Source organism: Saccharopolyspora endophytica, assembly GCF_018070075.1.
Lineage (GTDB): Bacteria > Actinomycetota > Actinomycetes > Mycobacteriales > Pseudonocardiaceae > Saccharopolyspora > Saccharopolyspora endophytica.
In genome coordinates, this window is the sequence record NZ_JAGPXE010000004.1 from 301,104 (window position 1) to 314,988 (window position 13,885).

Genomic DNA, 13,885 nt, shown 5'->3' on the forward strand with positions numbered 1-13,885 from the left:
GGGGGCCTTCGTCTTTCGCGTCCTGGCGTCAGGAGCGGGTGAGGCTGTCCGGGACGTCGAAGGACAGGAGGGGTTCTCCGAGGTGCGGGCCCGCGGCCACCGAGCAGCCGATCTCGCGCCAGAGGGCGAGCTGCTCCTGCGTCTCGACGGCGTCGACGCACAACCACACGCCGTTCATCAGCGGGATCAGGGAGCGGAGTGCCTGGATCTCGGGCACGTCCGGGATCTCGGCCTCGTGCACCAGGCGGACGAGGTCGCGGGACAGCCGCACCGAGTCCACCGGCATCTCGCGCAGCAGCCGGAGTTCGCCGGGCGAGCCGGTGAAGTCGTGCAGCGATGCCTTGACGCCGCGCGAGTTCAGGTGCCGCAGGTTGTCCCGCGCCTCCTCGTTCTCGCTGATCGCGGCGATCGGCATGCACAACCGCAGCCAGCACGGATCGAGTTCCGATGCGTCGAGCACCCGGTGCACCACGGCCGCCAGGTCGGGGTCGCGACCTTGGTCGGGGCTCAGCGACACCGACAACCGCACCTGATGACCGGTCTCGTGCCACTCCTCCAGGTGCTGCCAGGCGGTCTGCAGCATCCAGTCGCGCAGCGACAGCGTCACCCCGGAGCGCTCGGCCAGGCGCAGGCAGTCGGCGTGCTCGATGACGCCGAAATCACCTGTGTCCCAGCGGAACTCGGCTTCCAAGGTGCAGAGCTCACCGCCGGAGATCATCACCTGCGGGCGGTAGACGACGTCGAACTCGCCCATCTCCAGCCCGCCGGGCATGATCGCCGCGAGCTGGCTCTCCTCGCGCTCCTCCGGAGCGAGGTCGGGGTCGAACAGCGCCCACTGCCGCTTGCCCGCGGCTTCCGCGCGCCGCAGCGCGACGTCCGCCGCCCACAGCATGTTCGCCGCGTCGGCGTCCTCCACGACCCGCTGCACCACGCCGACGCTGGCGGAGGCCGCGATGCCGCGTCCGGCGACGTAGACGGGTTCGGCGAGCATCTCGTTGATGAGCTGGGTCATCACCGGGACGGTCGGCGTCTCGGCCTGCTCCCAGACCAGCAGCGCGAACTCGGTGCCGCCGAAGCGCGCGACGAGCGCCTCCTCGTCCTCGACGAGGTTCTCCAGCCTGCGCGCGACGGTCCTGATCAGCTGGTCGCCGACCGGGTAGCCGAGCCCGTCGTTGATCAGCTCGAAGCCGTCCAGCGCCAGCTGGTAGAGCGAGAGCCGGGCGTCGCGGGGCAGGTTGACCAGCGCCGCTTCCAGGCGGGTGTGGAAGAAGCCGCGGTTGGGCAGACCGGTCAGCGCGTCGTGCAGCGCCTGGTGCTGGAAGCGGTCCTGCAGCAGGTGCAGCTCGGTGATGTCCTCGACCATGGTGACCACACCGCTCGGCGCACCATCGGCCCCGCGCAGCACGGAGACGCCCAGGTAGCACCACGCGGCCTGGCCGTCGGCGCGCACTAGGCGCTTGCGGTCGCTGATCCGCTTGGAGTTCGCGCCGTCGATCAGCTCGCGGTAGGAGGCGCGGAGGTACTCGGCGTCCTCGGGGTGGAAGAGCCGGTCGATGGTCATCGGCACCAGGTCGTCGGCGTGATACCCGAGCACCTGCTCGAAAGCCGGGTTGACCTGCACGAACCGGCCTTCGAGGTCGCTGATGGCGACGCCGATCGGGGTGGAGGTGAACACCTCGCTGAAGCGCGCTTCGCTGGCCTTGAGCTCGCGGTCGGTCTTGAGCTTGGAGGTCAGCAGGGCCTTGTTCAGCGTCTCCTGCTGGGCGAAGGTGCTCTCGCGGTCGGCCGCGGCGTACCCGGCGGCGATCTCGGTGAGCACCGACAGCAGCGCGTCGACCTTCGTGGTGTCCGAGAGCAGCGCGTCCTGAAGAACCCTCAGGGTCACCGAGAGGCTTTCCTCTCCGGTGGCGCGGATTTCGACGAGCCGGGCACCCACGGCTCGACCGGTCTCGACGGCCTGGGAGCTGTCCCCCAGCGCGAGCACGACCATGTCGAGCAGTTCCGCGAGGGACGCCTCGACCTCTTCGGGGGAGAAGGGGAGGTAGGAGGTGGCGCGGAGTTCGGCCGTCCAGCGGCGCGCGACATCGGCCCGCCACTCGGACCCCGGCGGTGGTCCGACCGGATCTCCCTCGCTCATCTCACCCGTCCGTCAGCGTCAACCTGGCGAAGCGAAATCGATCTGCGCGCGCACCTGGTGGCGCGCACCCGGACAGGATACCGGGCGAGCACCACCAGGGCGTGGAGGCCGTCGGATCAAAATCGATCAACCCGCGGTTGATCAGTGCGCTTCTTCCAGCGTCTCGCCGTCGGCGACCAGCGCGTCGATCTGCGCCACGTCGGTCTCGTCGAGGGTCAGCGCCCCGGCGGCGGCGTTCTCCTCCAGGTGCTCGACCGACGAGGTGCCCGGGATCAGCAGGACGTTGCGGGAGCGGTTCAGCAGCCACGCCAGCGACACCTGCGCCTGGGTGACGCCGTGCTTGCCCGCGATGGACTTCAGGGTGTCGTCACCCCGCGCCCGGCTGTCGGCGAAACCGGAGCCCAGCGGGAAGAACGGCACGAACGCCACGTCCGCCTCGGCGGTGGCGCGCAGCAGGGCGGCGGAGGTCCGGTTGACCGCGTTGTAGAGGTTCTGCACCGAGGCGATCGGGGTGATCGCCCGCGCCTCCCCGAAGTGATCCAGCTCCACATTGGACAGACCGATGGTGCGGATCAGGCCCTGCTGCTTGAGCTCGTGCAGGGCACCGACCTGGTCGGCGAAGGCGATGCCGTCCTGCGGGCCCATGTCGCGCAGGTAGACCAGGTCGAGGGCGTCGACCCGCAGCCGGCGCAGGTTGTCGTGCACCTGGGAGCGCAGCGCGGCCGGGTGGTTCAGCGGGAGCCAGTTCGCCTTGTCGTCGCGGTAGGCGCCGATCTTGGTCGCCAGCACCAGGTTCGCGGCGTAGGGGTGCAGGGCTTCGGCGATCAGCTCGTTGACCACCCACGGCCCGTAGAAGTCGCTGGTGTCGATGTGGTCGATGCCGAGCTCGACGGCGCGCCGCAGGACCGCGATCGCCGCGTCCCGGTCCTTCGGCGGGCCGAACACGCCCGGACCCGCCAGCTGCATCGCGCCGAACCCGACGCGGTTGACCGCCAGGCCGCCGCCCAGCTCGAACTCGCCACCCAAAGCATTCGCAGTCGTCACGCCGCGATGCTGCTAGAAAACCGACCGCGCGGCAAGAAATGGTGCCGACGCACACCCAGGCGCTGTTCGACGGGTGCGGCGGAGCCGCATTCTCTTTCACCACCCTGGCCACCTGCACCGCCGCGGGTTCTGAGCGGTTTCGTGGCGAGTGCGCCGGGACGCCGTGTATTGGACATACATCAGGAGCGGCGCACGGAGTCCACGAAGCCGCTCAGGTTCCGCCACCCGCACCGCCACGCAACAGGACTTACACCTGCGGCATCAGCAGCAGCCAGAACCCTCCGACCAGCAGCGATGCCAGTCCGATGAGGAACCACAGGAACATCCAGGCGCCGCCGCCGATGCCGGTGAGCCGCGCCAGCTGGTCGGCGTCGGAGTCCCCGGCGCGTCCGCGCCGGCGCTTGCGCCCCAGTTCGCTGAGCGGTCGCAGGCCGCCGATGAGCAGGAACCAGCACAGCAGCGCCGCGCACAGCGCCTGCCACGGCGGGCTCGCCAGCCACGACACCGCTGCGAGCGCGCCACCGGTGACCACCACCGACAGCACGCCGTAGGCGTTGCGCACGGCCAGCAGCACGAGCACCAGCAGCGCGATGCAGCCCCACAGCATCCACCGCGCCCGGTCGGAGGTGACCAGCCACGCGCCGCCCAGCCCCAGCAGCGACACCGCCGGGTAGCCCGCGAGCAGCGTGAACACCATGCCCGGCCCGTGCGCGCGTCCCGTCGAGACGGTCAGCCCGGAGGTGTCGGAGTGCAGCCGGATGCCGTTGAGCTTGCGGCCGCTGAGCAGCGCGACCACCGCGTGCCCGCCCTCGTGGGCGATGGTCACCACGTTGCGCAGCGGCAGCCAGGTCCCGCGGTTGAGCACCAGGGCGAGTGCGATCACCCCGGCGATGAGCGCGGCGACGTTCCCGGAATCGAGGAGCCGCGCCGTCGCGTTCCGCACTAATTCGTCCACGGCGGAACCCTAACGGGTCAGCTGAAGTAGTTCGGCACGTCCAGCGGTCCACCGGCGGCGTCGAACTCGTCACGCACCGCGTCCCGCAGCGCACCGTCGGTGAGGTAGTCCACTGTGGTCAGCGCGAGCCCGATGGCGCCGTCGATCACCGCCGCGTCGCCGGCGGCGGAACCGGCTGCAGCGGCGAAGCCTTCGGTGTGCAGCGACAGGTTCGCATCCCCCAGACCGATCATCGGGTGGATGGCGGGCATCCGGAAGCTGAGGTTGCCCAGGTCGGTGGAACCGGTCAGGTAGTCCGGGACGATGCCGCGCGGCAGCGAGGTGCGACCGCGCCTGGCCTGGTGCCGCGCCCATCGGGCGGCGAGCGCGTCGTTGTGCCGGATCGGCAGGTAGGCGGGGTTGCGGTCCCAGTTCAGCTCGACGCCGCAGCCGGTCATCGCCGCGGCGCCGTGCGCGATCGACTCCACCCGCTGCGCCAGGTCCTGCAGCGAGCCCGGTTCGGCGGAGCGCACGTAGAACAGCGCCGCGGCCCGGTCGGGAACGACGTTGGGGCGCTTGCCGCCGTCGGTGATCACTCCGTGGATGCGATCGGTGGAGGGCATGTGCTGACGCATCGCCGCCACGCCCTGGTAGGTGGCCACCACCGCGTCCAGCGCGTTGCGGCCCATGAACGGCTGCGCGGAGGCGTGCGCCGCCACGCCGTGGAACACGACCTCGACCTGCCTGCGCCCGAGGAACGGGTGGGTGGCGATGTCGTGCGAGAACGGGTGCAGCATCACCACGGCGTCGACGTCGTCGAAGACACCGGCCCTGGCCAGGTGCTCCTTGCCGCCACCACCTTCTTCGGCGGGCGTGCCGAACAGGCTGACCCGGCCGCCGGTTCGCCCCACGGCGGTGGCCGCGGCGAGGAATCCGCCGACGCCGGCCGAGCAGATGATGTTGTGCCCGCATCCGTGACCGATGCCGGGTAGCGCGTCGTACTCGGCGAGCACCGCCACGTGCGGCCCGTCCGAACCGACGCCGGTGCGCAGCGCGGTGCCCAGCCCGCCCACGCCGACCTCGACGTCGTGGCCGAAGTTCCGCAGCAGCTCGGCGGCCCGCGCGACCGACCGGTGCTCGGCGTAGGCCTCCTCCGGATCGGCGTGCAGCTCGTGGCTCAGCCCGAGCAGGTCGCCGCCGTGCTCGGCGACCCACCGCTCGACCTCGGCGAGCAGCGCCTCATCGGCACCGGCGTGCGCGGACCGCAGCGGCTCGGCGGAGGCCACGGCCTTCTCGGTGGCCGCGGCGACCGCGCGCAGGTAGGACTCATCAGGCTGAACCGGCTGTGTCACAGCACCGACTCTAAGCCGCCGGATGCGCCCCGACACCACCTCACCGGCGTGGCGCCCGTTGAGCGGTCACTCCCACCACCGGCCGGGCGGGGGATCCCAGCAACGCAGAACTTGATCTTCAGGAACCCGGCAAGAAGATGATCGAGGTCGCCGGGGTCATCGCTGCGTGATGACACCCGGACGCGCGTCGAGAACGCGGTGGGCCAGGAGGGTGCCGCCGACCACGGCGGCCGGGATGACCAGCAGCTGCAGCACCGGCACCAGGCACAGCAGGTAGGCGGGCAGGCCGAAGCCGAGCGTCATCGCCTTGTGCTCGCGCAGGCTGCGGTGGCGCTCGCCGAAGGCGAAGCCGCGCCGCTGGAACACCAGGCCCACCATCTCCAGGCTGATCACCCACGCGCCGAACAGCGAGCCCAGCACCACGCCCGCGATCTGCCCGGCGACCGGGACGAACCCGATCACCAGCAGCACCACGGCCCCGATCAGCGCGACCACGACGAGCTTGAGCGAGTCCCGCACTCCCCTGCCGAGCTGGCGGGCGAATCCGGCGCCGTCGTCGGAGGTGTCCAGCCCGAGCTGCTTCTCGGCCTGCTCGGCGATGTGCTCGTAGAACGGTCCGCCGATGAGCAGGGTGAGCGCGATGAACGAGATCGATCCCAGCAGGGCCGCCGCGCCCACCAGCGCGGCGCCGAGCAGGACGCGCAGTCCCTTGCGGGCGAAATCGGCCCAGCCGTCGGCGAACGGAGTCATCCAGCTGGTCAGGTCACCGCTGAAGTAGATCAGCGTGCCCAGGCTCCCCAGCAGCAGCAACGCGCTGATCAGGGCGGGGATCGCGCCGAGCAGCAGCAGTTTCGGGCTGCGCAGGATGATGCCCGTTCCGGATCCCAGCGCGCGGACTCCGGCGGCGAACGAACTCATTCGACAACTCCCGTGATCGGTGATCTCGGACCACCGTACTGCGTGCCCGGTGAGCAGATTCACCGATCGACCACAGGCCGATCGACACCTGAGTTAGGTTAGCCTCTCTTCAACTGCTGCTTCGGGCGGTGAGCCCGGAAACGAACGAACAAGGACTCGGTGATGACTCCTCCCCCCAGCGTGATCGGCCGTCGGGGCTTCCTGATGGGCGCGACCGGACTCGTTGCGGCGGGCCTGGCCGCGTGCGGCAGCGGCGGCGGCGCGAACCCGAGCGGGAACGCGCCCTCCGGCCCCGGATTCCCGGTTCGCATCCCCAACCGCTACGGCGCGGCCGACATCCAGGCGGCACCGCAACGCGTGGTCACCCTGGGCATCACCGACCACGACGTGCTGCTGCCGCTGGGCGTGATCCCGGCCGGCCTGACCAAGTGGGGACCGTGGGAGAGCGGCGTCGGCCCGTGGGTGGAACCCATGCTGGGCGGCCGGCGCCCGAAGGTCTTCGGCAGCGAGGTCGACGTCGAAGGCGTCATCGCCCTGGCACCCGAGGTGACCATCGCGCTGCAGAGCGCGCTGACGCAGGAGCAGTACAACCGGCTGAGCAGCTTCGCCCCGGTCGTGGCGCAGCCGCCGAACTCCATCGACTACGGCATCGACTGGCGGGTGCAGGCCGAGGCCATCGGCCAGGCCCTGGGCAAGCAGGCCGAGGTCGCCGACCTCCTCGGCAAGACCCAGGCCCGCATCGATGAAACCCGCAAGGCCAACCCGGTTTTCGAGGGCAAGACCCACGTCGTGGTCCGCACCGATGCGGCAGGCACTTACGCCGCCTACACCAAGCAGGACGCCCGCACCGCGCTGCTGGAGCAGCTCGGACTGCGCCTGTCCCCGGCGATCGAGGGCATGGACAGCGGCGGCAAGTTCAACGTCAAGGTCAGCAAGGAGCAGGTCTCGCTGCTCGACGCCGACGTCGTCATCGTCACCACCGCCAAGGCCACCGACGTCGAAGCGGTCCGCAAGGACCCGCTGCTGAACAACCTCCCGGCCGCCAAGCGGGGTTCCCTGGTGCTGCTCGACGACTACAACCTCACCATGGCCCTGGGCTCGGCAACGGTCTCCAGCATCCCCTACGCCCTCGACCACCTCACCCCGAAACTCCTCGAAGCCCTCTCCTGACCGGCGGCCGCGATTCGAATTTCGCGCGAAATTCGAGCCCGAACTTTGGCGTTCGAATTTCGCGCGAAATTCGAACTCTCGGGCCTACGCCTTGAGGGAGTCGACCAGGTCCTTCCAGGGTTCCCACGGGGAGTCCGGTTCGGGTTGGTGGGCGGTGACCATGTCGCCGTCCCGGCCGATCGCGAACAGCGTGCAGGCGCCGTCCGGGCGGCTGATGGCGACCGGGTCGCCTTCGAGCTCGCCGCCCAGGTCCGTCCACGCCGACCAGCCGCCGTGGGCCGACTGCTGCTCGGCGGTGTGGATCGCGCCCGCGGTGTCGCGGACGAACACCTCCAAGCGGCCGTTGGGGTTGAGCCCGATCGCCGGGGTGCCGACGAAGTCGCCGCCCAGGTCGGACCAGTTCCCGCCCTCGCCGGGACGTTCCATGCTGTACAGCTGCTGGTCGTCGCCGACCGCGAGCAGCACGACCACGCCGTCGGCGAGGGTCACCACCACGGGGTCGCCGGCCATGCTGCCGCCGAGGCCCTTCCACTCCGACCAGCCCGCGCCCGCGGTGCCCTGCGTGGACATCACGACCTCGCGCTGCGAGTTGCGGGCGAACACCGACACGGCGCCGTTCGCGCCGAGCGCGATGGCCGGACGGCCGATGAGGTCGCCGCCGTGGTCGTCCCAGTCGGTCCAGTGCCCGCCCCGGCCGGCCTGCGCGGCGCTGTGCAGCTTGCCGTCCTTGCCGACCGCGAACAGCGCGAGCGCGCCGTCCGGTCGCAGCACCGCCACCGGATCGTCCTCGATCTGACCGCGCAGACCGATCCACGGACTCCACTTCGCACCCTGCTGCGGGCACGACGACGTGATCACCTCGCCGTGGCGGTCGCGCACGAAGACGACCATCCCGCCCGAAGGTTCGCGCACCACGACCGGACGCCCGTCGGGCTCACCACCGATGCCCAGCCAACCGACCCAGTCGCCACCGGGCGAGACCTGCCAGGCGGTGACGACCTCACCGGACGTCGACGTCGCGAACGCCGACAGCGCACCGTCCGGACCGGGCAGGATCCCGGACCCGAACACGGTCGGCACCACCGGCTGCGGCGGCGGAGGCGGCGCCGGAGCAGGAGCCGGAGCCGGAGGCTGCTGCGGCGGCCGACCCTGCGGCGGCTGGCCGGGCTGCGGCGGCTGGCCCTGGTTCGGCGGCTGCGGCGGCGGAGGCACCGGCGGCTGGCCGTGCGGCGGCTGCGGACCGGGAGGAGGCGGAGGCGGCGGGTTCGGCCCGGGCGGTGCCAGGTTCAACGCCCGCTCGGTGTCCTGGATCAACTGCCGCGCCTCGGCCTCGTGCTGGTCGTAGCGATCGCGGTACTGCTTCGCGGGCCGCTGCACGGCGGCAGCGATCTGCCCGGCCGTGCGATTCGGATCCTCTCGCTCTTCCCTGATCGCCACTTCCAGGAAGTTGTGCGCCGCGTAGTTGACGTTCAACACTTGTTCAGGTGCGCCCCAATCCTGCGACGGGCGCTGCTGGAACACACCCAGCGAGTCGTGGTCACGCGCACCATCGATGTTCGACATCCGGGATTCGACCAACCCGGTTTCGAAGGCTGCGAGCAGGAGCTTGTGGGAGACCTGCATCTCCTTGGCGACCAGGTAAACGGTCCGCATGACCTCGGGGTCGGGCGGTCCCGGCTTCCCCATTCGCGGGGGCGGACCGGGCGGTGCGGGAGGCAACGGGGCTGGACCAGGAGGAGGCGGCGGGACGGGCTGTCCCTGCGGAGGCTGCCCCTGCGGAGGCTGCGGCGGCGGAGACTGCGGCGCTCCACCGAGACTCGGCAAAGCCCAAGGGCGCCGGTCATCGCACACCGGCGAATTCATCACCGAGATGTGGAAGTGCTTCGTGTGCGCGTTGCTACCGCTGTACTTGGTCCACTGCCACGGACTTTGCCCAGGTCGGCTGTCCATGATCAGGCCGTTGGCGATCACGTACTTGATCCGCGGGTCACGACTGGCCGCGAGTTCGTCGGTGATCCGATTGATGTCGACACCGTTCTGCGGATCGTGCGTGATGTCCACCGCTGTCACGATTCCCGGTCCGACCCACGGGTTGTGGTCGCTGTCCCGAGATTGGTGCGAGGCATCACCGATGGTGCCGTCGCTGGCCCTGTTCCGCTGTGGGAACGCCGCGTCGAACTGGGCGAGCAGTGTTTCCAAACTGCCCGCAAGTCGCCAGTTGGCCATTTTTCTCCCCTTGTGTTTCTGAGCCTGCTCGTCTGCGGGAGTTCAGGAACTGATCAATCCGAGTAGAGGTGGGTTCGTTCGACGCGACGGTCGCCGCAGACCGTGCCGAAGTTCCAGTCCAGCGTGATCGGCTCGGTGTTGTCCGGCGGATAGATGCGCACCTTGGCCGGATCGTCGACGCAGTCACCTGTCTGATAGATCCAGTACAGATCCTGGGCCACGCCCTCACGGGTGCCGATGCTCATCCACTCCGCAGGCGGCGTTCCCGCCTTGTCCACGAAGGTCGCAGGCATGACGGTGCCGGCTCCGTCGACGAACTCGACCCTCGCGTCACCGTGAACCGTGCACGCCTTGGCCCCGACGTTCGCCAGCCGCAGCTTCGTGCGTGATCCTCCGGCGGGCTGCGTGGGATCGTCGTGCAACCCGACGAGCGTGTCCGGGTAGAACCGAGCTCGGAGCTGCGATGTCTGACAGGGCTTCTGGGTCGGAATTTCCTCCGGATGACTGACTTTCGTCTCCGAGGAACCGCCCTGCTCCGAGGTTTCCTCCGAGGAACCCTGCGATTCGGTGGTCTCCTGCGGCACCGGCTGGGTCACCGTCACCACTGCCGGTGGTTGCTGCGCCTGCGGTGCTTGCTGGCCGCAGGACACGGTCACCGCCGCGGTCGCGGCGATCAACGCGCCGAGGCGCTGCGTTCTGGTTCGGAACACTGTCGGTCATTCCCCCTGAACTTCACTGTTTTTCTTGCTTCGCAGGTCGGTTGGTCAGCCGCCCCACACGTTGCGGAACGCGGTGGCATCGACGAGCCCGCCACGGCAGACCGCGCCACGTCCCCAGACCGACTTGATCGCCTGGTCATCACCGGGCGGCGTGAACTGCAGCGTCTCCGGCTCGACGCACGGTGACCGGTAGATGTCCCAGGTCAGGTCCAGCCCGGCGCTCTGGCTCTGCTCGATGGTGATCGTCGGCGGGTTCGCCTGCAGGCGGTTCAGCTCGGTGTCCACGGGCTTGCCGTTGAAGTCCACGAACTGCAATCCGCCATAACCGCGGATCTGGCACGGCCGACCACCGATGTTGGTGACCTTCAGGGTCATGTGCGAGCCATCGGCCTGCGGGTAGTTCGGATCGAGCTGCAACTGCAGTTCCCCGGCAGCGCAGGCGAGGCCGTCTTCGGCTTCGGGTTCCTTCGACTTCGACGACGCCTCCGAGGAATCCGAAGTGGACTCCGAGTCAGAGCTGTTCGTCGAGCTCCCCTCCGGCGCGGGCTGGGTCACCGTCACCACCGCCGGTGGTTGCTGTGCCTGCGGCGCTTGCTGGCCGCAGGACACCGTGACCGCCGCGGTCGCGGCGATCAACGCCCCCAGGCGCTTCCCCCTGATTTCCAGCACTTCGCGGACCTGTCCTCCCCTGTTGCGCATCGGCCGAGCGTTCGGCCGGAACCCGGGGCGGGAGTCTTCCAAGCGGGTGATGTTCTCCAGGGCCATTTCCGTCAAAACGATAGGTAGATCACTGAATCAGCCGAGGCGGTGGCGATGAATGGCCAACAACGCAACCCGATCGGCGGTATCCCCATTTCGCGGACGATTGTTATTCGGGCGCGCGGAATGAGTATTTCTACTTGTGCGACATGCTATTTCGGAATGCGAAAACGGCCGTTGCCGACCCCCGAGGTCGGCAACGGCCGTTTCGATTGCGGAGAAAGGATCAGGCGATGATGCGGATCGGGTCCTCCAGCAGCGAGGTGAACTGCTGCAGGAACGCGGCACCGACCGCGCCGTCGACGGCGCGGTGGTCCGCCGAGAGCGTCACGCGCAGGATCTTGCGCGCCACGAACTCGCCGTCGCGGACCTGGACCTCGTCGCGGGCCGCGCCGACCGCCAGGATCGCCGCCTCCGGCGGGTTGATCACCGCGCTGAACTGCTCGATGCCGAACATGCCCAGGTTTGAGATGGAGAAGGTGCCACCGGACATCTCGTCGAGCTTCAGCTTGCCCTCGCGCGCCCGGCCTGCCAGCTCGCGGCTCTCGGTGGCGATCTCCGAGACGCTCTTGCGGTCGGCGTCCTTGACCACCGGCACCACCAGACCGCCCTCGATCGCCACCGCGACGCCGAGGTTGATGCGCTTGTGCTGCAGCATCTTGTCGCCCGCGAAGGAGACGTTGACCGCCGGGTTGGCGCGCAGCGAGGTCGCCACGGCCTTGACGATCAGGTCGTTGACGCTGATCTTCGGGCCACCGGCCGACTGCAGGCGCTCGTTGAGGCTCCCCCGGAACTCCAGCAGTTCGGTGACGTCGATGGCGCTCGTCAGGTAGAAGTGCGGCGCGTTCTGCTTGCTCTCCGTCAGGCGCTTGGCGGTCACCTTCCGGATGTTGGACAGCGGGATCTCCTCGACGTCGTCGTTGACGACGGCCGGAGCGCCGGCCTGCGCGGCCGGAGCCGGGGCGGGCTCGGCCGGAGCCGCCGAGGCCGCGGCCTCGATGTCGGCGCGGATGATCCGTCCACCGGGACCGGTGCCCTGCACGGTGCCCAGGTCGACGCCCTTCTCCTTGGCAACGGCCTTGGCCAGCGGCGAGGCCTTCGGCTTGCTCCCGGACTCGGCCGGAGCCGCGGTCTCGGCCGGAGCCGCGGTCTCGACCGGAGCCGCGGTCTCGACCGGAGCAGCGGCCGGGGCCGGAGCCGCGGGCGCTTCCTCGGCTGCGGGTTCGGCGGCGGCCGGAGCGGGGGTGGCGGGTGCCGGAGCCGCCTCGGCGGCGGAACCGGAACCGTCGCCGAGGACCGCGATCGGCTCGCCGATCGGAACGGTCGTGCCGGCCTCGACCAGGATCTTCTCCAGCACCCCGTCGTCGTAGGCCTCCAGCTCCATGAGGGCCTTGTCGGTCTCGATCTCGGCCACCACTTCGCCGCGCGCGACCTTGTCACCGACCTGCTTGTGCCAGTTCGCGATCACGCCCTCCTCCATGGTGTCGGAGAGCCTCGGCATCTGAATGTCAGTCATCGTCTTCCTCGGGTGAGCACGGGACTCAGCGGCGGCGGCCCACCGCGTCCAGGGTCTGGTGAACGGCGGTGGTCAGCGACTCCGCGGACGGCAGGGCGGCACGTTCCAGCGGCTTGGCGTAGGGCAGCGGCACCTCGGCCGCCGCGACTCGCCGCACCGGGGCGTCGAGGTAGTCGAAGGCACCGTCGGAGATCGAGGCCGCGATCTCCGCGCCGATGCCGTAGGTCAGCCAGTCGTCCTCGGCGACCACGGCGCAGCCGGTCTTGCGCACGGACTCCACCACGGTGTCGCGGTCCAGCGGGCGCAGGCTGCGCAGGTCGATGACCTCGGCGTTGATGCCCTGCTCGTCGTGCAGCTTCTCGGCGACCTGCTGGGCGACCATGGCCATCCGCGAGTAACCGATGATCGTGATGTCGGTGCCCTCGCGGGTCACCTTCGCCTTGCCGATCTCGGCGGGCTCCACGACGTCCGGGACCTCGCCCTTGGTGTTGTAGAGCGCGAGGTTCTCCAGGAACAGCACCGGGTCGTCGTCCCGGATCGAGGCCAGCAGCAGCGCCTTGGCGTCGGCGGGCGTGCTCGGCGCGACGACCTTCAGGCCCGGCACGAACGCGTAGTAGAGCTCGATGTTCTGCGAGTGGGTGGCGCCCAGCTGCTGACCGCCGCCGCCGGGGGTGCGCAGCACCATCGGGACGCTGGTCTGGCCGCCGAACATGCCGTAGATCTTGGCGGCGTGGTTGACGATCTGGTCGAGCGCGACCAGCGAGAAGTTGATCGTCATCAGCTCGACCACCGGGCGCAGGCCCAGCATCGCGGCACCGACGGCGGCACCGACGAAGCCCTCTTCGGCGATCGGGGTGTCGCGCACGCGCTTCTCGCCGAACTCCTTGAGCAGGCCGGCGGTGATCTTGTAGGAGCCTTCGAAGACTCCGATCTCTTCGCCGATGAGGAGCACGTCCTCGTCGCGCCGCATCTCCTCCTGGAGAGTGTCGTGCAGCGCTTGGCGATAGGTCATGAGGGCCAAGGGATTTCTCCTGGACAGCGGTCAAGAGCGGCCCGGGGGCCGGGGTTTCCCGTTTGGCGTCGGAAAACCCCGGTCACCGGGTTGCGATA

General features: G+C 69.7%; 11 protein-coding genes. 1 reads left to right on the forward strand and 10 read right to left on the reverse strand.

Translation table 11 applies throughout. The annotated features are described in order from the left end of the window. Positions 1–28 precede the first annotated feature (28 nt). The 5 genes from KBO27_RS12020 to KBO27_RS12040 all read right to left on the reverse strand — a co-directional run bounded on the left by KBO27_RS12020 (position 29) and on the right by KBO27_RS12040 (position 6,385). On the reverse strand, positions 29–2,137 hold the full coding sequence (locus KBO27_RS12020) for a putative bifunctional diguanylate cyclase/phosphodiesterase (RefSeq protein WP_210970068.1): 2,109 nt from the start codon (positions 2,135–2,137) through the stop codon (positions 29–31). Positions 2,138–2,278: 141 nt separating this feature from the next. Continuing rightward, positions 2,279–3,181: an oxidoreductase gene (locus tag KBO27_RS12025; RefSeq protein WP_210970069.1), complete on the reverse strand. Its 903-nt coding sequence runs from the start codon at positions 3,179–3,181 to the stop codon at positions 2,279–2,281. A 247-nt stretch (positions 3,182–3,428) separates the two neighbouring features. Continuing rightward, on the reverse strand, positions 3,429–4,136 hold the full coding sequence (locus KBO27_RS12030) for a M50 family metallopeptidase (protein WP_210970070.1): 708 nt from the start codon (positions 4,134–4,136) through the stop codon (positions 3,429–3,431). A 17-nt stretch (positions 4,137–4,153) separates the two neighbouring features. Continuing rightward, the gene (locus tag KBO27_RS12035) at positions 4,154–5,467 is read right to left on the reverse strand and encodes a M20 family metallopeptidase (RefSeq protein WP_210970071.1); all 1,314 of its coding nucleotides are present in this window, start codon (positions 5,465–5,467) and stop codon (positions 4,154–4,156) included. A 156-nt stretch (positions 5,468–5,623) separates the two neighbouring features. Next, positions 5,624–6,385, reverse strand: coding sequence for an EI24 domain-containing protein (locus KBO27_RS12040; protein ID WP_210970072.1), 762 nt, complete (start codon positions 6,383–6,385; stop codon positions 5,624–5,626). Positions 6,386–6,547: 162 nt separating this feature from the next. Between KBO27_RS12040 and KBO27_RS12045 the strand changes: the two genes are divergently transcribed. Then, positions 6,548–7,555, forward strand: a complete 1,008-nt coding sequence (locus KBO27_RS12045) for an iron-siderophore ABC transporter substrate-binding protein (protein WP_210970073.1) — start codon at positions 6,548–6,550, stop codon at positions 7,553–7,555. Between the two features lie 84 nt (positions 7,556–7,639). On the opposite strand, the gene KBO27_RS12050 is transcribed toward KBO27_RS12045, so the two are convergent. From KBO27_RS12050 to KBO27_RS12070, 5 genes are all read right to left on the reverse strand, one after another. Further along, a complete protein-coding gene (locus KBO27_RS12050; protein WP_210970074.1) occupies positions 7,640–9,208 on the reverse strand; it encodes a PLL family lectin in 1,569 nt (522 codons plus the stop codon). A gap of 626 nt (positions 9,209–9,834) precedes the next feature. Next, positions 9,835–10,491 carry a DUF4232 domain-containing protein gene (locus KBO27_RS34225; protein WP_210970075.1) on the reverse strand — a complete coding sequence of 219 codons (657 nt, stop codon included), beginning with the start codon at positions 10,489–10,491 and terminating at the stop codon, positions 9,835–9,837. A 54-nt stretch (positions 10,492–10,545) separates the two neighbouring features. Next, the gene (locus KBO27_RS12060) at positions 10,546–11,199 is read right to left on the reverse strand and encodes a DUF4232 domain-containing protein (RefSeq protein WP_210970076.1); all 654 of its coding nucleotides are present in this window, start codon (positions 11,197–11,199) and stop codon (positions 10,546–10,548) included. Between the two features lie 286 nt (positions 11,200–11,485). Next, on the reverse strand, positions 11,486–12,775 hold the full coding sequence (locus KBO27_RS12065) for a pyruvate dehydrogenase complex dihydrolipoamide acetyltransferase (RefSeq protein ID WP_246536901.1): 1,290 nt from the start codon (positions 12,773–12,775) through the stop codon (positions 11,486–11,488). Between the two features lie 25 nt (positions 12,776–12,800). Then, positions 12,801–13,787 (reverse strand): alpha-ketoacid dehydrogenase subunit beta, encoded by a 987-nt coding sequence (locus KBO27_RS12070; RefSeq protein WP_372448838.1) that lies wholly within the window; start codon positions 13,785–13,787, stop codon positions 12,801–12,803. Between the last annotated feature and the right edge of the window lie 98 nt (positions 13,788–13,885).